Annotated in this window: 17 protein-coding genes; 4 read left to right on the plus strand and 13 right to left on the minus strand. The window is 58.5% G+C overall.

The window, feature by feature from the left end:
• On the minus strand, positions 1–336 hold the full coding sequence (locus K7H22_RS05015; RefSeq protein WP_230799638.1) for an ArsR/SmtB family transcription factor: 336 nt from the start codon (positions 334–336) through the stop codon (positions 1–3).
• Positions 337–736: 400 nt separating this feature from the next.
• Here K7H22_RS05015 and K7H22_RS05020 point away from each other — a divergent pair, with 400 nt between their 5' ends.
• Positions 737–3,028, plus strand: coding sequence for an arginine/lysine/ornithine decarboxylase (locus tag K7H22_RS05020; RefSeq protein WP_230799639.1), 2,292 nt, complete (start codon positions 737–739; stop codon positions 3,026–3,028).
• Between the two features lie 26 nt (positions 3,029–3,054).
• On the opposite strand, the gene K7H22_RS05025 is transcribed toward K7H22_RS05020, so the two are convergent.
• The gene (locus K7H22_RS05025) at positions 3,055–4,077 is read right to left on the minus strand and encodes a hypothetical protein (protein ID WP_230799640.1); all 1,023 of its coding nucleotides are present in this window, start codon (positions 4,075–4,077) and stop codon (positions 3,055–3,057) included.
• 346 nt (positions 4,078–4,423) lie between these two features.
• On the opposite strand from K7H22_RS05025, the gene K7H22_RS05030 reads away from it, so the two are divergent.
• Positions 4,424–5,434 carry a hypothetical protein gene (locus K7H22_RS05030; RefSeq protein ID WP_230799641.1) on the plus strand — a complete coding sequence of 337 codons (1,011 nt, stop codon included), beginning with the start codon at positions 4,424–4,426 and terminating at the stop codon, positions 5,432–5,434.
• Positions 5,435–5,647: 213 nt separating this feature from the next.
• Here K7H22_RS05030 and K7H22_RS05035 read toward each other — a convergent pair whose 3' ends face one another.
• Both K7H22_RS05035 and K7H22_RS05040 read right to left on the minus strand, forming a co-directional pair.
• Positions 5,648–7,273, minus strand: coding sequence for an AMP-binding protein (locus tag K7H22_RS05035; protein ID WP_230799642.1), 1,626 nt, complete (start codon positions 7,271–7,273; stop codon positions 5,648–5,650).
• 122 nt (positions 7,274–7,395) lie between these two features.
• Positions 7,396–8,610 carry an aminopeptidase P family protein gene (locus tag K7H22_RS05040; RefSeq protein ID WP_230799643.1) on the minus strand — a complete coding sequence of 405 codons (1,215 nt, stop codon included), beginning with the start codon at positions 8,608–8,610 and terminating at the stop codon, positions 7,396–7,398.
• A 224-nt stretch (positions 8,611–8,834) separates the two neighbouring features.
• Between K7H22_RS05040 and K7H22_RS05045 the strand changes: the two genes are divergently transcribed.
• Positions 8,835–9,770, plus strand: a complete 936-nt coding sequence (locus tag K7H22_RS05045; RefSeq protein WP_230799644.1) for a DMT family transporter — start codon at positions 8,835–8,837, stop codon at positions 9,768–9,770.
• A gap of 40 nt (positions 9,771–9,810) precedes the next feature.
• On the plus strand, positions 9,811–10,455 hold the full coding sequence (locus K7H22_RS05050) for a sulfotransferase family 2 domain-containing protein (RefSeq protein ID WP_230799645.1): 645 nt from the start codon (positions 9,811–9,813) through the stop codon (positions 10,453–10,455).
• A 160-nt stretch (positions 10,456–10,615) separates the two neighbouring features.
• Here K7H22_RS05050 and K7H22_RS05055 read toward each other — a convergent pair whose 3' ends face one another.
• The 9 genes from K7H22_RS05055 to K7H22_RS05095 form a co-directional block, all read right to left on the minus strand.
• On the minus strand, positions 10,616–12,817 hold the full coding sequence (locus K7H22_RS05055) for a 3-hydroxyacyl-CoA dehydrogenase NAD-binding domain-containing protein (RefSeq protein ID WP_230799646.1): 2,202 nt from the start codon (positions 12,815–12,817) through the stop codon (positions 10,616–10,618).
• Entirely contained in the window at positions 12,814–13,137 is a 324-nt protein-coding gene (locus K7H22_RS05060) for an acetyl-CoA acetyltransferase (protein ID WP_230799647.1), read from the minus strand. Before K7H22_RS05060 ends, K7H22_RS05055 begins: the two co-directional genes overlap by 4 nt.
• Complete coding sequence (locus tag K7H22_RS05065; RefSeq protein ID WP_230799648.1) at positions 13,137–14,348, minus strand: acetyl-CoA C-acetyltransferase; 1,212 nt, start codon at positions 14,346–14,348, stop codon at positions 13,137–13,139. Before K7H22_RS05065 ends, K7H22_RS05060 begins: the two co-directional genes overlap by 1 nt.
• Positions 14,349–14,391: 43 nt before the next feature.
• Positions 14,392–15,027, minus strand: coding sequence for a glutathione S-transferase family protein (locus K7H22_RS05070; RefSeq protein WP_230799649.1), 636 nt, complete (start codon positions 15,025–15,027; stop codon positions 14,392–14,394).
• A 282-nt stretch (positions 15,028–15,309) separates the two neighbouring features.
• Positions 15,310–16,467, minus strand: coding sequence for an acyl-CoA dehydrogenase family protein (locus tag K7H22_RS05075; protein ID WP_230799650.1), 1,158 nt, complete (start codon positions 16,465–16,467; stop codon positions 15,310–15,312).
• A gap of 33 nt (positions 16,468–16,500) precedes the next feature.
• Positions 16,501–16,713 (minus strand): hypothetical protein, encoded by a 213-nt coding sequence (locus K7H22_RS05080; RefSeq protein ID WP_230799651.1) that lies wholly within the window; start codon positions 16,711–16,713, stop codon positions 16,501–16,503.
• 55 nt (positions 16,714–16,768) lie between these two features.
• Positions 16,769–18,547 (minus strand): acyl-CoA dehydrogenase C-terminal domain-containing protein, encoded by a 1,779-nt coding sequence (locus K7H22_RS05085; protein WP_230799652.1) that lies wholly within the window; start codon positions 18,545–18,547, stop codon positions 16,769–16,771.
• A 48-nt stretch (positions 18,548–18,595) separates the two neighbouring features.
• Positions 18,596–18,997 (minus strand): MerR family transcriptional regulator, encoded by a 402-nt coding sequence (locus tag K7H22_RS05090; protein WP_230799653.1) that lies wholly within the window; start codon positions 18,995–18,997, stop codon positions 18,596–18,598.
• Between the two features lie 240 nt (positions 18,998–19,237).
• Complete coding sequence (locus K7H22_RS05095; RefSeq protein WP_230799654.1) at positions 19,238–19,612, minus strand: MerR family transcriptional regulator; 375 nt, start codon at positions 19,610–19,612, stop codon at positions 19,238–19,240.
• Positions 19,613–19,661: the final 49 nt, after the last annotated feature.

Here is a 19,661-nt window from a genome sequence, read left to right on the forward strand (position 1 = left end):
TCAGCCTGTTCGATCGAGGGTAAGGCTGGGCGGTGAGTCATGGTGGTTTGCCTGCAGGTCCGCAAGCAACATCGCAAGCGGGGCCAGTGCTTGGGGGATAGTCGCATAGCAGATGCGTGGCGGGTCTATCTGGCCTTCGATCAGGCCTGCCGCCTTGAGAATCCGCAAATGTTCAGACACGGTCGATTGCGCCAGCCCGACCGAATCGACAATGTCGCCACCGATACAGCCGGGGGTCACGCGCAACAGTCGCAGGATTCGCAAACGCGCGGGATGGGCCAGTGCCTTGGCCAGTTGTGCGATCCTTTCGTCATTGCGTGAATCGGTGTCTTGCAAAGACTACTCTCCGTCCGGACTGACACATGGTTAATCGTCGATAGACGATACACCAGTATCGCGCAACGCATGTCATTCTTGGTCGAAGGGCTAATCAAGCGCGGGGCTTACTGTGATGCAGGAGATCGGAACATGTTTTATGCGGTTCAGATTTGTGGGAGAGCTATAAAAATACTGTTTATAGCCAGATTGTTGAATGCAGATATCAACAACGGGTATGGGCTTCTGTCCGGCAATATCACAAACTGCCATTTCCGAATGATGAAGCCCCTCTTGACGGGGTCGGTTGCAACAGAAACATACCGGCCAGCATTACGTCGCAAAACATCCCGAGGCGGGAATCGGGTCCAACTGCCGGGAACGGCGCGTTCCGATCTCACGTTTCCCTGAGGAGAAATCCATGAAATTCCGCTTTCCCATCGTGATCATCGACGAAGACTTCCGTTCTGAAAACTCATCGGGCCTTGGTATCCGCGCCATGGCTGAAGCCATCGAGCAGGAAGGGTTCGAGGTGCTGGGTGTGACCAGCTATGGTGATCTGTCCAAGTTTGCGCAGCAACAGTCGCGGGCCAGTGCTTTTGTGCTGTCTATCGACGATGAGGAATTCAGCCCCGGTCCTGATCTTGACCCTGCGGTTCTGAACCTGCGTAGCTTTATCGAGGAAGTGCGGTGGAAGAACGCCGATGTGCCGATCTATGTCTACGGCGAGACGAAAACCAGCCGCCACCTGCCCAATGATATCCTGCGCGAATTGCACGGCTTCATCCATATGTTCGAGGATACGCCGGAATTTGTTGCCAAACACATCATCCGCGAGGCGAAATCATATCTCGAAGGTATCCAGCCGCCGTTTTTCAAAGCGCTGCTGGATTATGCCGAGGACGGGTCCTATTCGTGGCACTGCCCCGGCCATTCCGGCGGCGTTGCTTTCCTGAAATCACCGATCGGGCAAATGTATCACCAGTTCTACGGCGAGAACATGCTGCGTGCAGATGTCTGCAACTCGGTCGAGGAACTGGGCCAGCTACTGGATCACAACGGTGCCATCGGTGCGTCCGAGCGCAATGCGGCGCGTATCTTCAATGCCGATCATTGCTTTTTCGTGACGAACGGCACCTCGACCTCGAACAAGATGGTCTGGCACCATACGGTGGCCCCCGGTGATGTGGTTGTGGTGGATCGCAACTGCCACAAATCCATCTTGCACAGCATCATCATGACGGGCGCTGTGCCGGTCTTTTTGAAACCCACGCGCAACCATTGGGGCATTATCGGCCCGATCCAGCAAAGCGCCTTCGAGGTCGAGGCGATCAAGGCCAAGATCCGCGCTAATCCGCTGCTGGCGGGCGTCGACGCGGATACCGTCAAGCCGCGCATCATGACGCTGACGCAATCGACCTATGACGGGGTGCTTTACAACACCGAAACCATCAAGGGGTTGCTGGATGGTTATGTGGACAACCTGCACTTTGACGAAGCGTGGCTGCCGCATGCCTCGTTTCATCCGTTCTACGGCAATTTCCATTCGATGGGGCGCAAAAGGGCGCGCCCCAAACATTCGGTGACCTATGCGACCCAATCCCTTCACAAGCTGCTCGCAGGCATAAGTCAGGCCAGCCATGTCCTGGTGCAGGACAGTCAGGATACCCCGCTGGACCGGCATTTGTTCAACGAAGCCTATCTGATGCACACCTCGACCAGCCCGCAATACAGCATCATTGCAAGCTGCGATGTCGCCGCCGCCATGATGGAGCCGCCGGGCGGCACCGCTCTGGTCGAGGAAAGCATCGAAGAGTCGCTCGATTTCCGCCGCGCAATGCGGAAGATCGACGAGGAATACGGCGACGACGACTGGTGGTTCAAGGTCTGGGGGCCGGAGGAGCTGAGCGAGGAAGGCATAGGGCTGACCAAGGATTGGGTGCTCAAACGTACCGATGCCGATGGCGTGCAACCCTCGGACGGGGAAGACAGTTGGCACGGTTTCGGCGATATGGCCCCCGGCTTCAACATGCTGGACCCGATCAAGGCCACGATCATCACGCCGGGCCTCAATCTGGACGGGCGTTTTGAAGACACGGGTATTCCCGCGTCGATCGTCACGAAATACCTTGCCGAGCACGGTGTCGTGGTCGAGAAAACCGGCCTTTACAGTTTTTTCATCATGTTCACCATCGGCATTACCAAAGGCCGCTGGAATACGCTTCTGACCGCGCTGCAACAGTTCAAGGACGATCACGCCAAGAACCAGCCGATTTGGCGCGCAATGCCGGAATTCTGTGCCAAGCAGCCGTGCTATGAAAACATGGGCCTGCGCGATCTCTGCGAGCAGGTGCACCGCCAATACGCCAAATACGACGTGGCGATCCTGTCGACAGAAATGTATCTGAGCGATCTGACCCCCGCGATGAAACCCAGCGACGCCTATGCCCATATCGCGCGGCGCAGCACAGAGCGCGTGCCGATCGACCAGTTGGAAGGGCGGATCACCACGAGCCTTGTGACACCCTATCCGCCGGGTATCCCCCTGCTGATCCCCGGTGAGGTGTTCAACCGCAAGATCGTGGACTACCTCAAGTTCAACCGTGAATTTGCCCGCGAATGCCCCGGATTCGAAACCGATATCCATGGTCTGGTGCAGGAAAAGGGCGAGGATGGCGAGATGCATTATTTCGCCGATTGCGTGGCGGGCTAGCCCGTTACCGGATCGTTGAACAAGGATCAGGCCCCGCAGATGGATTGCAGCCGCAGCCAGTCGCCATCTGACAGCAAGGGTTGCGGCGGCGCGCTGGCGAATGGGTCGGCCTCGATCAGGGTGATCGTCTTCTCGCCTGTCGGGTCCAGCGCATAAGCATAGGGCGTGGCGCGCACCGACAGGCGTTCGAACCCTGCCTTGAGGGCGGCATCCGACACGGGCAGCGGCGCGGTGGTCAGCAGCGTTTCGGCATAGGCGCGCAGGGTCGCGTCGGGCAGGGTGCCGGTGGTCAGCATACGGAAACTGGCGCTGATGCCGCCCCAGCGCAGCAAACGGCCCAGGGGGTCGCTATCGGCAGCGCGCTGTTGCTCGGCAATGACATAGCCAGCCAGCACATCGGGTTCCTCGAAATCCTCGACCAAGCCGCGCCCGATCAGCATGATCCGTCCGGGCAGGCGCACCGTGTCGCGCAGCCCGCTGCGGATCACGATCAGGGCATTGCGGCGGCCATCGGTATCGGGCAGGCGGGCTGACAGCTTTTGAAGCACCTGCAACCCTTCGGGCGCGACGCAAGGAAGGCCGGTCACGCGCTCCAGATGGGTCATCAGCGCGCGGCCCAGATCCTCGCGCTTGACGTCGGGCACAAGATTGATCGTGTGGTTCATCATCGCGCCGGGTAGCCAGAACACCGCAAGCAGGGCGACAAGGGTGACCGAGCCGAACAGCCCCATCCCCCGCAAACGCCCCGGACGCGGGCGCCGCCGCGCGACGGCGGTTCGCAGCTTCTCGATGGCGGCGATCATCTCGGCTTCGGCCAGTTCCAGCGTTTCCGACGGATCACCGTCGGGATGATAGATGGCGGGGGTCTCGTCAGGATTGGCCCGCGCGATAGCGGCCAGCGACCAATGGGTCAGGGGGCGGTCTTGCAGGTCCGAAATCACCAGCGTCGCCTCGCCGATCGAGACAATCACCTCGCGCCGCTGCTCCTCGGGCGAGGCACGCCAGAGGGCGGAGGCCTCAAGCCGTTGATACTCCTGCAATGCCGTCATGAATGGGGCTGCCCTGCCTCTGTTTGCGCGAGTTTAGCATGAGGTTGGGCGGGGCGGTAGTGGGGAAGAGGGGCCGCTCCGGGGCATGTCCCACGATGGGAAATTTTTTGGATCGTTTGGGATCAAGGGGGCGGGCGCGTGTTAGGGAAATTTTAACGGTTGGGAGGTGCTTGTCTAGAGTGATCACTTTCTTACACGCAGGAAAATCTGAAAGAAAATGAAGCCACTCTCAACAAAATTAACCTTGTGTGCAGATTTGACGTGTATCCCGTGCAAAAAGTTTATTGACAAAACTTTCTTTCAAAGCACCCTCTTATTAGTGAATTTTTAAAAGTGGAGTGTTTGGTTGGCTGGAAATCGTCAGCATCATGTTTGGCAGTTGCTTCAACGCGGTTTTGGTGAGAAGCGCGGCAAAGATCATCATATTTGGACTTATATGAAGGGTGTGGCTCCTAAACGAACAGTGACACGCCTATTTGGTTTTGAGAAGCATTTCTATGGAGACAAAGGATCACTTGCTGATGAGGTGATAACCGATTTTGAGAATCGAATGCAAAGTGAGGTTCAGGAATTTCGGAATTTGCCTCATGGATCCGAAATTGACTCAAAAACAATCGCCAGCCTAATTGGACATCTGGAAACACGGACTTCATTTTTGAGAAAAGACTCGTCAATGCGGCTGCAAAGATTAGTTGGTGGATGGGTCAAGTCTTCAAAAAGTGCAGAAAAATTGAGAAAGGCGATGGTTTCCTATTTAGAAGACAATCCGGCGGAATTGGAAAAGTTTTTTGGTAAGTCCTTTGTTCCTCCGGATAGACGAGAGCACTACAAGAGTTTGGTAATTTGGGCCATCGGCAAGATGCCTGATGATGATATAGTTAGATCCATGGAGGGAGGTATAGATAAGATTTTTGCGATTTCGGAGAGGTTTCCTGACATTATAAGGCAAGCTCAGAATGAAATCCTTAGTCGAAGTTTGGATGAAGAGTTTCGCACTCAATCACATTTAGATCGCAGATATCATATATTTCGCTCAAATCTAGAAAAATTTATATTACCAGATACTACGTTGGCATTTGTAAAGAAAGAAGGTGCTTCACCATTTTCTCAAAAGTCAGACAAGATTGAGTGTGTGATCCTTCCAATTTCGTCGACTGTTGCAATAATTGGTGGTTCTTCAGACAGGCAAGACTACACTGTAAAAACTATGAACAGAATTCTGGCCGGCTGTGCATTTGAAGCCTTTTTAGCAGAGGAGCGGTGTCAGCAGTTCCAAAGTCTGACAAAGCGTATTGGAAAATATGCAAGACTGCTTAGTGATAACGAGCTTAGAAAGCTAGCAAATTTTACCTACTAGCTGTAATAAATATTCAATATGGAGGGATCTTTTTCCCCGTGCGGAATCAAGGCCGCAGGCCGCCGCGCGATCACCGACCCGCCCCATGGGGCGGCGATTATGTGACCGTTCCGGCTTGAACCGAGGTAGGAGGACCGGGCGACCATAAACTGCCTCGAACAGGCGTTGCATCGCCACCCCGCGGGTCGGCGATCATGCGACTAAGTGCCCCCCTCACATCCCCTTGGCAATCGCCCGCAATTCGAACTTCTGGATTTTCCCCGTCGAGGTTTTCGGCAATTCCTGAAACACCACGGTCTTGGGAGTCTTGAAGCCTGCCAGCTTCTCTCGTGCGAAGGCGATGAGGGCGGCCTCGTCACCCTTGACGCCGTCTTTCAACTCGACAAAGGCGCAGGGCACCTCGCCCCATTTCTCGTCGGGCTTGGCAACCACGGCGCAGAGCAGCACATCGGGATGCGCCATGAGCACGCCCTCGACCTCGACCGACGAGATATTCTCGCCGCCTGAAATGATGATATCCTTGGCGCGGTCGCTGATCTGCATATAGCCGTTGGGGTGCTGCACGGCGATATCGCCGGAATGGAACCAGCCGCCGCGAAACGCCTCCTCGGTCGCCTTCGGGTTCTTCAGGTAGCCTTTCATCACGCCATTGCCGCGAAACATGATCTCGCCCTGCGTGATGCCGTCCATGGGAATCTGGTCCATGTCGTCGGTCATGACGGTGACGCCTTCCAGAAACGGCATGGCAACACCCTGACGGGCCTTGACGGCAGAGCGGTCGTCGCCTTGCAGGTCGTCCCACGCGGCGTTCCATGTGCATTCGGTGCCGGGGCCGTAGGTTTCGGTCAGCCCGTAGACCTGCGTGACGTTGAAGCCCATCGGTTCGATCTTGGCCAGCGTCGCGGGGGCGACAGGGGCGCCTGCGGTAAAGACCTCGACCGTTTGGGAAAAGTCGCGGCGTTGCGCGGCGGGCGCGTTCACCAGCGTGTTCAGCACGATAGGCGCGCCGCCGAAATGCGTCACACCTTCATCGGCGATGGCGTTGAAGATCGCAGGCGCGGTGATGTCGCGGCAACAGATCACTGTGCCGCCCAAGACCGGCATCATCCATGTGTGGCACCAGCCGTTGCAATGGAAGAGCGGCACAATCGTCAGGTATCGCGGGTGCATGGTCATGCGCCAGCTGATGACCTGCCCCATCGCGTTCAGATAGGCCCCGCGATGGTGATAAACGACGCCCTTGGGCCGACCCGTCGTGCCGGAGGTATAGTTGAGGGCGATCGATTCCCATTCGTCCTGCGGCATGATCCACTGGAAATCGGGTTCGCCTGTAGCGAGGAGGTCTTCGTATTCCATGTAATGACCATGGGCATGGACGCCTGCGTGGTTGTCCGCGACTTCGATCACGATGGGGGCCGGACCTTCCATCCGCTCCATCGCCTCGGCCGCCATGGGCAGGAATTGCGGATCAACCAGCAGCACCTTTGCGCCGCCATGGTCAAGGATATAGGCGATAGTGTCAGGCTCCAGCCGCGTGTTGATGGTGTTGAGGACAGCACCGCTGGCTGGCACGCCGAAATGCGCCTCGGCTTGTGGAGGCAGGTTGGGGATCAGGGTGGCGACGACATCGCCGGGCTGGATGCCCAGTTTGGTGAGAGCCGAGGCAAGGCGGGTGACCCGCTCATGGTATTGTGCATAGGTTTTGCGATGCGGCCCATAGATCACAGCAGGATGTTCGGGAAACACGATCGCTGCGCGCTTGAGGAACGACAGCGGCGTCAGGGGCATGTAATTCGCCTCGGTTTTGCCCAGTCCGGTCTCGTCCGCCATCCAGCCCATAATGTCCCCCTTGCTCGATCTGTCGCCTTGCGGCGGTGTTGAGACACAATATTGCGCGACCAAGACAGAAGTGAAAGTGCGAAAGGCGCGAGCATGAAAGAATAAACCCGCGCCTTGTCGGTTCAGCCGACCACGTTGAAATCAGGGCCATAGGGATAGGCGGTGATATTCTCGTTGCCGGTTGCGGTGATGACCAGAATGTCATGCTCGCGGTAGCCCCCTGCGCCGGGTGCACCTGCGGGAAGGGTTAGCATCGGCTCCATCGAGATGACCATGCCGGGTTCAAGCAAGGTGTGGATATCCTCGCGCAGCTCCAGTCCGGCTTCGCGCCCGTAATAATGCGACAGCAGACCGAAGCTGTGGCCATAGCCGAAGGTGCGGTATTGCAGCAGGTCACGGTCGGACAGGAATGTGTTGATCTTCTCGGTTACTTCGGCACAGGACACGCCCGGTTGCAGAAGGGACATACCGTATTCGTGGGTGTCGACATTGGCCTGCCAGATGGCAAGGCTTGCGGCATCTACGCTGCCCGCGAACAACGTCCGCTCCAGCGCGGTGTAATAGCCCGAGATCATCGGAAAGGTATTGAGCGACAGGATGTCGCCCTTTTCAAGTATCCGAGACGTTACCGGATTGTGCGCGCCGTCCGTGTTCAGTCCGGACTGGAACCAGACCCATGTGTCGCGGTACTCGGCATAGGGGAACCGCTTGGCAATCTCGGCTTCCATCGCGTCGCGCCCTGCCATCGCAATGTCGATTTCCCGCGCACCCACGCGCACTGCGTCACGGATGGCATAGCCTCCCACATCGGCAACATTCGCACCGGCGCGGATCAGGGCGATTTCCGCCTCGGACTTGCGCATCCGCTGCTGCATCGTCGCAGGCGCGATATCGACGCGAGAGGCAGGCAAGAGGAAAGCATCAAGCTTGGCCGATTGCAGCAGGGTCAGGTGATCGCCCTCGAACCCGATCACGCGGTTGCTGCCGGTCACTGACAAAACAGCCCGCCAGTAATTGTCGCGCGCCCAGTCGGTATAGGTGATGTTGTCGCCGACGCTGCGCCGCCAAGGCTGGCCTGCATCAATGCCTGCGCTGATAGTCACGCAGGCGCTGGCCGTGACGACACAGGCATAGGGCCGCCCGAAAGAGCAGTAGAGAAAGCCCGAATAATAGGCGACGTTGTGCATGGATGTCAGTACGCAGGCATCGACGCCCTGTTCGGCCATCAACGCGCGCAACCCGGTCAGGCGGGCTGCGTATTCGGCCTGTGAGAAGGGCAGCGGCGCTTTCTGGCCGTTGTGGAAGCGGTACATGTCAGGTCTGGATATGTTTGTCATTTTGCGGTCCTGCGGGGCCGGATCGACGCGGGCCCCCTTGTCAGAGGTCCCGGCGTACAGGACGGCAGCGGATGATCCGCAGGAAAGGATGCAGGCATCCCGCGCCGACGCCATCGGCACGCCCTGCGCCTGATTACATGAGAAGCAGCCAGCTAAGCAAGCGCTGCTTGAGGTCGTGATCGCCGCAGCGTAAGCAATGGATATTCTTGACAACCGGATATGCCATGACTCATGCCATCAGCGCCGATCTGAACCGGCCCTTTGCCGCCGCCGGTATCATGTTGGTGGCAATGCTGATCATCGGTTTCATCGACAATTACGTTGCTGCCATTTCGGACGAGATCGGGCTCTGGCAGTTTCAGGTCATGCGGACCGTTCTGATGCTGCCGATCCTCGTTGCCATGTCATGGGCAGGGCTGGGCACACTGCGTCCGCAGTCCTTTCTACGTGTGGGCGGCAGGTCTGCCTTCGCGGCGATGGCAATGATGTGTTACTTCGGCGCGCTTGGATTTATGCCTCTGGCGCAGGCATTGGCGGGGCTGTTCACCTCGCCTATTTTCATCCTGCTGATCACTTGGGGCCTGATGGGACAGACCATTGGGCCATGGCGTATTCTGGCGGTCGGGCTTGGCTTTGTTGGGATTCTGCTGGTCTTGCAACCCGAGACGGGGTCGTTTTCCTATTGGACCCTGTTGCCAGTTCTGGGCGGGCTCTTCTACGCCGTCGGCATCATAGCGACCCGCGCGTGGTGCGAGGGAGAAAGTACAATGAGCCTGCTGTTGGGGGTCATGATTTTTCAGGGTGGGATATCCGCTATGGCAGCGATCGGTCTGGTGATGTTGAATCTGCCGGAAACAGGGTTTCTCAGCCAGCGTTGGGTCTGGCCGGTGGGCGATGTATGGCCGCTGATCTGGTTGCAGGCTGTCGGATCTCTGGCCGGTGTCTGGTGTATCATCAAGGCCTACCAACTGGGCGAGGCGGGGTTCGTGTCAGTGTTCGAATATTCGGTGATGATTTTCGGCCCCTTCTTTGCGTGGCACCTGTTCGGCCAGCCCGTTGGTCTGTGGCAGGCCATCGGTATCGCAATGATCGCATCCGCAGGTTTGATCATCGCGCTCAGGTCCGGCAAGGAACAACGGCGCGAAATCATCCCTGGATAAGGCGGCTTGCATGACCGGTGCGATGGGGTAGCGTGAGTTCATGATCATCTCGCCGGGCCGCCGTTACATATTTGTCCATATCCCCAAGACCGCGGGCACCGCGCTGGCCTTGGCGCTTGAGACACGGACGCGCGCCGATGATATCTTGCTGGGCGACACGCCCAAGGCACGGCGGCGGCGTCACAGGCTCAAGGGCGTAACTGCGGCCGGGCGTTTGTGGAAACATTCGACACTGGCCGATATCGACGGCTTGGTCTCTGCCCCGCAACTGGCGGAGTATTTCTGCTTCACGCTGGTACGCAATCCTTGGGATCGTATGGTTAGCTATTACCACTGGCTGCGGGTGCAGGCCTTCGATCATCCTGCTGTCATCTTGGCCAAGACACTGGATTTTTCCGCGTTTCTGAACCATCCGCAGACGCGCGCCAGTGTGACGGCATGGCCCTACGGCCGCTATATGTGCGATGCGGTCGGCGTCGAACGATGCAAGTCCTTCATTCGGATAGAGCATTTCGAGCAGGAGGCAGCCCCGCTATGGTCGCATCTGGGCTTCCGTTTGGCATTGGATCGGGTCAACCATTCGGATCGGTGCGCTGATTATCGTGGATATTTCAGTGACAATGACGCAGCATTGCTGGCCGAACTTTGCGCCGAAGACATCACACGCTTTGGCTATACTTTTTGATGCGCTGGGCAGATTATCGCCAATATTAGTCAATTATTGACTATTTCTGTTTACTGTTTCCAAAATAGAAATAATATGGCTGGGCAGCACGACCCCCAAATGCAAACGGCGCGACCCCTCGGGGATGCGCCGTTTGTTTTTTCAATCCTCTGATTCGGACTCAGGCAGCGGCTTTTTTCGTCGGTCCGAAACGCCCGTAGAAGCTTTGCGTCTTGTCAGCCATCTCGCGCAGCAAGGGCGGGCAGGCAAAGCGGTCGCCATAAGCCTCGGTCAACTGGTCGCAGCGTTCGGCCGCGTAGGGGGTGCCGATGATATCAAGCCAGCTGAACGGACCGCCGGACCACGGGGCAAAACCCCAGCCGAGGATCGCGCCCACGTCACCCTCGCGGATGTCTTCCAGCACACCTTCCTCAAGCGCGCGGACCGCTTCCAGCACTTGCGCGAATATCAGGCGGTGCTGCACCTCGGTCAGGCTGGGCTGCTCATCAAGACGGGGATACTTGTCGCCAAGACCTTCCCAGTAACCCAGACGCTTGCCGGATTCGTCATAGGTGAAGAAACCGGCCTTGGCCTTGCGGCCCATGCGACCCTCGCCTTCCATATAGAAGATGATCTCGTCCACCTCGCCATCGGGATAGGCATTGCCCATTGCGGCCTTGGTTGCGCGGGCGATTTTCGCGCCCAGATCAATGGATGTTTCATCGACCAGTTGCAGCGGACCCACGGGGAAGCCCAGCATCCGCGCAGCATTGTCGATCAGGGCAGGGGCCACGCCTTCTTTGACCATCCGCATCCCTTCATTGATGTAGGGGATGATGCAGCGGTTGGCATAGAAGAAGCGCGCATCGTTGACCACGATCGGCGTCTTGCGAATCTGGCGCACATAGTCCAGCGCCTTTGCCACAGCCACATCGCCGGTTGCTTCACCTTTGATGATCTCGACCAGCAGCATTTTCTCGACCGGCGAGAAGAAGTGGATGCCGATGAATTGCTCGGGGCGCGATGATGCCTTGGCCAGTTCGCTGATCGGCAGCGTCGAGGTATTGGAGGCATAGATGCAATCGGCAGGGATCACCGCCTCGGCCTTTTTGGTGACCTCGGCCTTGACGCCCATATCCTCGAACACCGCCTCGATGATCAGGTCGCAGCCTTTCAGCGCTTCATAATCAGTGGTGGCGGTAATCAGGTTCAGCATCGCCTCTTTCTTTTCAGCGGTGACCTTGCCACGCTTCATGCCCTTATCAAGGTAATCCTCGGTATAGGCTTTGCCCTTGTCGGCGCTTTCCTGTTTGGCGTCGATCAGGACAACTTCGATCCCGGCCTGCGCAGACACCAGCGCGATGCCCGCGCCCATCATGCCCGCTCCCAGAACGCCGATCTTCTTGACGCGCTGATCGGCAACACCGTCGGGGCGAACGGCACCCTTTTCCAGCGCTTCCTTGTTCAAAAACAGCGAGCGGATCATCGCGGCAGAGGACGGGTTCATCAGGACGTTGACGAACCAGCGCGCCTCGATTTTGAGAGCGGTATCGAAGGGGACCATCGCGCCTTCGTAGACCGCCGACAGCAGCGCCTTGGCGGCAGGAAACGCGCCTTGCGTCTTGCCGTTGACCATGGCCGAAGCGCCCACAAATGTGGGGAAGCCTGCTGGGTGATAAGGCGTGCCGCCTGGCATTTTATAGCCTTTGGCATCCCAGGGCTTGACCAGATCGGCGTCTTTGGCCTGCAGCACCCATGCGCGCGCAGCGGCAACAGGATCATCCGCGATCTCGTCGATGATACCTGCGGATTTCGCCTTGGCAGGGTCAAGCAGCTTGCCTTCCAGCAGGTAGGGGGCAGCGGCCATGACACCCAGCTTGCGCACCATCCGCGTGGTGCCGCCGGCGCCCGGGAAAATGCCGACCATGATTTCCGGCAGGCCGATCTTGGCTTTGGGGTTGGGGGCGGCAAAGATGCGATGCGTGGACAGCGGCAGCTCCAGCCCGATGCCCACAGCCGTGCCAGGCAGAGCAGCGGCGACGGGTTTGCCGCCCTTCAGGGTCTTGGGGTCCATGCCCGCCCGCTCGATCTTGCGCAGGGCGGCGTGCATCTGCATGATCCCGTCAAAGAGGCCACGTGCGGGCTCGTCGCCCGCATCTTCGCGCATCTTTGCCAGCACGTTCAGGTCCATCCCGCCGGCAAAGTCTTTCTTGCCGCTTGTGATGACGATGCCTTTGACAGCATCATCTGCCAAAGCGTCGTCGATCAGGCTGTCCAGATGCATCAGCGCGTCAGTGCTGAGCACGTTCATGGATTTGCCGGGGCAGTCCCAGGTGATGATGGCAACGCCGTCGGCGTCTTTATTCATGGTGAAATCGGTCATGTCATATCTCCCGATTGGGGTTTGGAAGAGGGCAGGTGCAGATCGCGGCCCTCGTAATGTTTGAGATAGCTGAGGATGGTCTGCAGCGTGGCGGCAGGGCCGTGGGCGAAATCATCCTCTTCGAGAACGATGCGCTTGTGACCGCTGAAATCGGTTCGGTCGAGGCTGTCGCGCGGATCGGACTTATGCTTGAAGATCAGCGCGGGGCTGTCGCAAAGGATGCGGACATAAGCGCTGTCATTCTCGGTCACCAGACGCAGATCGCTGCGGTCCGCCGCCAGATCGGCCACGGCGCGCAGGGGGTGGGGTGCGTCTGCCATCAGACCCGCTCGATGATTGTGGCGGCACCCATGCCCGAGGCGATGCAGAGCGTGGCAAGGCCGGTGCCCTTACCTGTGCGCTCCAACTCGTCCAGCAGCGTGCCGATGATCATCGCACCTGTGGCACCCAGCGGATGGCCCATGGCGATCGAGCCGCCGTTGACGTTGACGACAGAACTGTCCACATCGAACGCCTGCATGAAGCGCAGCACGACCGAGGCAAAGGCCTCGTTCACCTCGAACAGATCAATGTCGCTGATGCTCATACCGCTATCGGCAAGAATCTTCTGCGTGGCGGGCACGGGGCCGGTCAGCATGATCGTCGGATCGGTGCCGATCTTGCAGGTGGCCTTGATCCGCGCACGGGGTTTGATGCCCCATTTCTCGCCGAATTCCTTGTTGCCGATCAGTACGCCTGCCGCACCGTCGACGATGCCGCTGGAATTGCCCGCATGGTGGATGTGGTTGATCCGCTCCAGGTGCGGGTATTTCATCAACGCGACCTTGTCGAATCCGGGCATCACCTCGCCCATGTCCTTGAAGCTGGGCTTCAGCGCGCCAAGGCTTTGCATATCGGTTTGGGGGCGCATGAATTCGTCATGTTCCAGAATAGGCAGGCCGTTCTGGTCGCGCACTGTGACGACCGATTTGGCGAAACGCTTGTCATCCCATGCCGCTTTGGCGCGGCGCTGGGATTCAACGGCCAGTGCGTCCGCCTCGTCACGGGAAAAGCCGTATTCGGTGGCGATGATATCGGCGCTGATACCTTGCGGCACGAAATAGCTGTCCATGGCGATGGAAGGATCGACGGCGATAGCGGCACCGTCGCTGCCCATGGGGACGCGCGACATCATCTCGACCCCGCCTGCGATATAGGCCATGCCCGCGCCACCGCGCACTTGGTTGGCGGCAAGGTTCACGGCTTCCATCCCGGAGGCGCAGAAGCGGTTGATGGCAAGACCGGGGATGCGCTCGTCAAGGTCCGAGGCCAGAACGGCGGTGCGCGCGAGGCAGGCACCCTGTTCCATCACTTGGGTGACATTTCCCCAGATCACATCTTCGACCGCGTGGCCGTCGAAACCGTTCCGTTCTTTCAGCGCGTTCAGCATCTGCGCGCTGATACGGGCCGATGTGACTTCGTGCAGCGATCCGTCGGCGCGGCCCTTGCCGCGCGGCGTCCGGATGGCATCGTAGATATAAGCATCTGTCATGGTCTTCTCCTTGGTTTGGCCTGCCATACAGGCCGATCTTGGGTCAGGCGCGGTCAGCAGGGCTGCCGGGCATCAGGTCATAGGGGTGTTTCCAGCCGTGGGTCTGTTCGATCCGTGTCAGCCATGCGTCGATATGTGGCCAGTCGGCGCGGTCGAAGCCAAAGGGTTCGGGGTAGAACAGATACCCGCAGCAGGCGATATCAGCTATGGTCAGCCGGTTGCCGACCAACCAGTCCTTATCGGCCAACTCGTCATTCAGTGTCTTGTAGGCGGATTTCAGGCGACCCTGCATGAAGCCGATCACTTCTGCGGGGCGCTTGTCCTCGGGCAGGAAGTTCATCAGGAAACGGGTCATACCCGCCTGCGAGGAGAGTTTGTGATTGTCCCACAGCACCCAGCGCATGATCTCGCGCCGCTCGTTCGCGCTATGGCCACCGAATTTACCGGCCTTGGTGCTCAGGTAATCCTGAATGGCACCTGATTGCGACAGTGTCAGCGCACCGTCGACCATCACAGGCACCTCGCCCATCGAGTTGATTGCGCGGAACTCCGGCGTGCGGGTGCCCCCGTTGAAGAAATCGACAAAGACGGGCTCCCACTCCAGCCCCGAGAGTTCGAGTGTCAGCGCCGCTTTATAGGCATTGCCGCTTTCGCCGAAGCAGTAGAGTTTGATGGTCATGGTCGTTCCTTCCTTTAACGCGCCCGTGGCCGGCGCTACGTTTTCTTGAATATTTTTGGCAAGATGAATTAACGGGGTGTCAGCGTAGCCTTGATTTAAGGTGTTTCTGTCAGGATCGGTCTGGCGTTACAGGCTGGCGAGCCGATGGGCGTGCAAGGTGAAACCCCGTTCCGGTATTTCCAAAAGCCAAGTGGTAAGGCGGGACGGGGTGGACCTGCGGTTTCATCTTGCTGAAACTACTCATCTGTCTGGCACTTTCAAAGTGCGTGATCATGTAGGTGATCACGCGGATTTACGGTCGATGAAGCTGCGCGCGATCAGTTCCTTCATGATCTCGTTGGTGCCGCCATAGATCCGCTGCACCCGGGCGTCGGTCCACATTTCGGCGACCGCATATTCCTGCATGAAGCCGTAGCCGCCATGCAGTTGTAAACAATCGTCCAGCACCTGGTTCTGGGTATCGGTAATCCAGTATTTCGCCATGGCGGCCTTTTCGACGGTCAACGCGCCGCGCAGATGTTCGGCCATGCATTCATCGAGGAAGGCGCGGGCGACTTTCGTGCGGGTCAGACATTCGGCAAGTTTGAAGCGGGTGTTCTGGAATTGCGTCAACGGCCCGCCAAAGGCCTCACGTTCCTGACAATACTGGATGGTGCGGGCGACAGCACCCTCCATTGCGCCGATAGCACCGCAAGCGATGATCAACCGTTCCTGCGGAAGCTGGCTCATCAGTTGGACAAAACCGTTGCCTTCCTCGTCGCCCAGCAGATTTTCGGGCGGTATGGCGACATTGTCGAAGAAAAGCTCTGACGTGTCGGAGGCTTTCATGCCGATCTTGTCGAGGTTGCGACCGCGTGTGAAGCCGACGGCCCCGTCGGTTTCCAGCACCATGAGCGAGACACCTTTGGCGCGCTGGCTGGGGTCGGTCTTGGCGGCGACGATAATCAGCGTGGCGTGCTGGCCGTTCGTGATAAAGGTTTTCTGGCCAGACAGCTTGTAGGTGTTGCCGTCCTTGATCGCCTTGGTCTTGATCGCCTGCACATCTGATCCGGTAGAGGGTTCGGTCATGGCCAGCGCACCAACCAGTTTCCCGCTTGTCAGTTTGGGCAGCCAGCGGCGTTTCTGATCCTCGGTGCCGTAGGCAAGGATGTAATGCGCGACGATGCCCGAATGGATGCCGACGCCCCAACTGGCCAGATTGGCGCGGCTGGCTTCAATGAGGATCGCCGCCTCATGACCGAAATCGCCGCCATGCCCGCCCCATTCCTCGGGAATCGACGGGCAGAGCAGACCCAGCTCGCCCGCCTGTTGCCAGATCGAAGGGTCCATCTGACCCTGATTGCGCCAGCGTTCAAAATGGGGGGACCATTCGTCATTGATGAACTTGGCTGTCATATCTGACAGCATCTGGTGTTCGTCGGTCATCCAGGCGGATGTCATGCGGGTCTCCTCCCCCGATATGTCGTGTCGCCGTCAGCGTTTTCGCGCGTCCAGCTCTGTATTGAACAGGCGCAGCCGGTGGGCGAATGTGTCCTCGTTGATGACACTGTCGAAGTTCTCGAACAGGAAAGACAGCGCCTCGCCTTCGTCCAGTCCTGCCTCGGCCGCGAATTTCTTCAGCTTGCGATAGCCGTCCTCGGTCATGGCGACGGGGAATCGGCGGGTCAGGCGGAAGCGCTTGGGCATCGGCAGGCTCCTTGGCGGGATAGGCGGGCGGGGCTGTCCCGCCCTTGCCCGTGCATCAGAAGTTTGCAGCCTCCAGCGCCATCACGGTATCCGCGCCTGTGTTGATCCGCGCCAGATGCAGCGCGGTCGCGGGCAGGCGGCGGGCCATGTAATAGCGTCCGGTGGCCAGTTTGGTCTCATAGAAGGTGACGTCTTCCGTGCCGACCTGCAATGCCTCATGCGCGGCTTTCGCCATTTGCGCCCACATCAGGCCAAGGCAGACATGGCCGAAGAGATGCATGAAGTCATAGGAACCCGACAGCGCGTTGTTGGGGTTCTTCATGCCGTTCTGCATGAAATACATCATCGCGGTCTGCAGATCCTTCGACGCGGCTTTCAGCGGGTCAAGGAAATCGGCCTTAAGCGCTTCGTTGCCCTCATTTTCCTTGATGAAGGTTTTGACCAGTTCAAGGAAGGCCATCGCGTGCTTGCCGGCGTCGGTGGCAAGTTTGCGACCCACCAGATCAAGCGCCTGAACGCCGTTGGCGCCCTCGTAGATCATCGCGATGCGCGCGTCGCGGGTGAATTGGGACATGCCCCATTCCTCGATATAGCCGTGGCCGCCATAGACCTGCTGGGCCTTGACCGTCATGTCATAGCCTTCGTCGGTCAAAAAGCCCTTGATGACGGGAGTCATCAGTGAGATCAGCCCGTCAGCGGAGTCATCCTTGTTGCGATGCGCGCGGTCGATCAGCGACGCCCCCCAGAGCATGAAGGCGCGGGCACCTTCGACAAAGCTTTTCTGGTCCATCAGCGAGCGACGAATATCGGGGTGCACGATCAGCGGGTCGGCGGGGCCATCGGGATTCTTGACGCCGGTCACATCGCGTCCTTGCAGGCGGTCCTTGGCGTATTCGAGTGCGTTCTGGAAAGCCACATCGGCCTGCGCCATGCCTTGCATGCCCACACCGATACGCGCTTCGTTCATCATGGTGAACATGGCGCGCATTCCCTTATGCGCCTCGCCCAGCAAATAGCCCGTCGCCTCGTCATAGTTCATGACGCAGGTGGAGTTACCGTGGATACCCATCTTTTCTTCGATCTTGCCCACGGACACGCCGTTGCGCGCACCCAGGCTGCCATCGTCATCCACGAGGATTTTGGGAACAATGAAAAGCGAGACACCCTTGATGCCTTCGGGGCCGCCGGGAATCTTGGCCAGGACCAAATGGATGATGTTATCGGCCATGTCGTGATCGCCGGCAGAGATAAAGATCTTTTGTCCCGTCACCTTGTAGGTGCCGTCATCCTGCGGCACGGCTTTCGTTCGCATCATGCCAAGGTCGGTGCCGCAATGCGGTTCTGTCAGGTTCATGGTGCCCGTCCAGTCGCAAGACACCATCTTGGGCAGGAATTTGTCTTTCTGCTCGTCCGAGCCATGCGCAAGGATTGCCGAGGCCGCGCCATGGGTCAGACCCTGATACATGGTAAAAGCCTGATTTGCCGCCGAGAACATCTCGCCGATGGCGGTGCCCATGACATAGGGCATACCTTGACCGCCATATTGCTCGGGCATGTCAAGGCCGGTCCAGCCGCCTTCGCGCACCTGATCAAACGCCGCCTTGAAGCCTGTCGGGGTGCGGACCACACCGTTTTCCAGCTTGCAGCCCTCGACATCGCCGACCGCGTTGAGCGGGGCCAGCACCTCGGAGGTGAGCTTGCCCGCCTCTTCAAGTACGGCTGCGGTGAATTCTGCCTCAAGATCGGCATAGCCCGGAATGTCGGAGCTTGAGACCTTGAGCAGGTTGTGAAGTACGAACTGCATGTCTTTTACGGGGGCGTTGTAGCTGGGCATGTCTCTCTCCCTGAGGTCGATTTCGGGTATCGGTTGGGCGTTAGCGGCTTACTCTGCCGCCCGCTTTGGCTGGTTGATCGAGGCGATCATCTTCTCGCCCCACTTCATCTGTTCGCGCAGGTCTTCGATCGCATTGTCCAGCTCTTCCCGCTGGCGGATCAGGTCGTCGAGCCGCTTTTGGGCCACCTCATAGGTGCGCGCGAGCTGCGTCTGTTGTTGGTCCCCGATCCTGTAGAGATCGAGAAGCTGGCGTATTTCTTCGAGACTGAACCCGAAGCGCTTACCGCGAAGGATCAGTTTGAGCCTTGCACGGTCACTATGGGTGAAAAGGCGCCGCTGGCCTTCACGGATCGGAAACAGCAGTTCCTTCGCTTCATAGAAGCGCAGGGTGCGGGGGGTCACGTCGAATGCATCGCACATCTCGCGGATCGTCATGGTTTTATCGGTCATCACATTACCTCTGGATACAGGTGTCTGCGAACAAGCTGGGCATTCGGGAATTCGGATACAACATGTTTGCAGGTTGACGTAACTGCTACGTCACGTCACTTTCATGTTGACGTAAGATAAGGCAACGTCACCTGCATTGCCGGGTAATTTCCTTGCTTGCATCATAACGGCAGCAAGGCACCTAGGGTCAGGAATACCTGACCTGCCAGTTGCAGCAACAGGGTCTGAGTCGTGTCCGGGTCAGTCTTTTTCGAGGGCTTGCGCGGTCTCGTCGCGCAGTCGGCGCAGCTCTTCCATTGTCTGTTCTAGCTGCGTGCGCTGCTCGGCCAGTTCCAGCAACTGGCGGTCGGCGGATTTCACCCAAGCCTTCATCTGGGCGCGGGTGCCTTCCTTTTCGTAAATCAGCAGCCACTGGCGGATGCCTTCCAAGGAATAGCCGAACTTGCGTCCCCGCAGGATCAGCGTCATGCGCGCGCATTCGCGTGGCCCATAGAAGCGGGCGCGTCCCTCGCGTTCGGGATGCAGCAATTCTATATACTCGTAGTAGCGCAAAGTGCGTGGCGTCACGTCATACTTGGCGCACATTTCCTTGAAAGTCAGGCGTGGATCGGACATCGTGTTGCTCCCTTGGGGGCAGGCTAAGCGAGAGATAGGATAAGGGCAA

This window comes from Seohaeicola saemankumensis (genome assembly GCF_021021435.1).
GTDB lineage: Bacteria > Pseudomonadota > Alphaproteobacteria > Rhodobacterales > Rhodobacteraceae > Seohaeicola.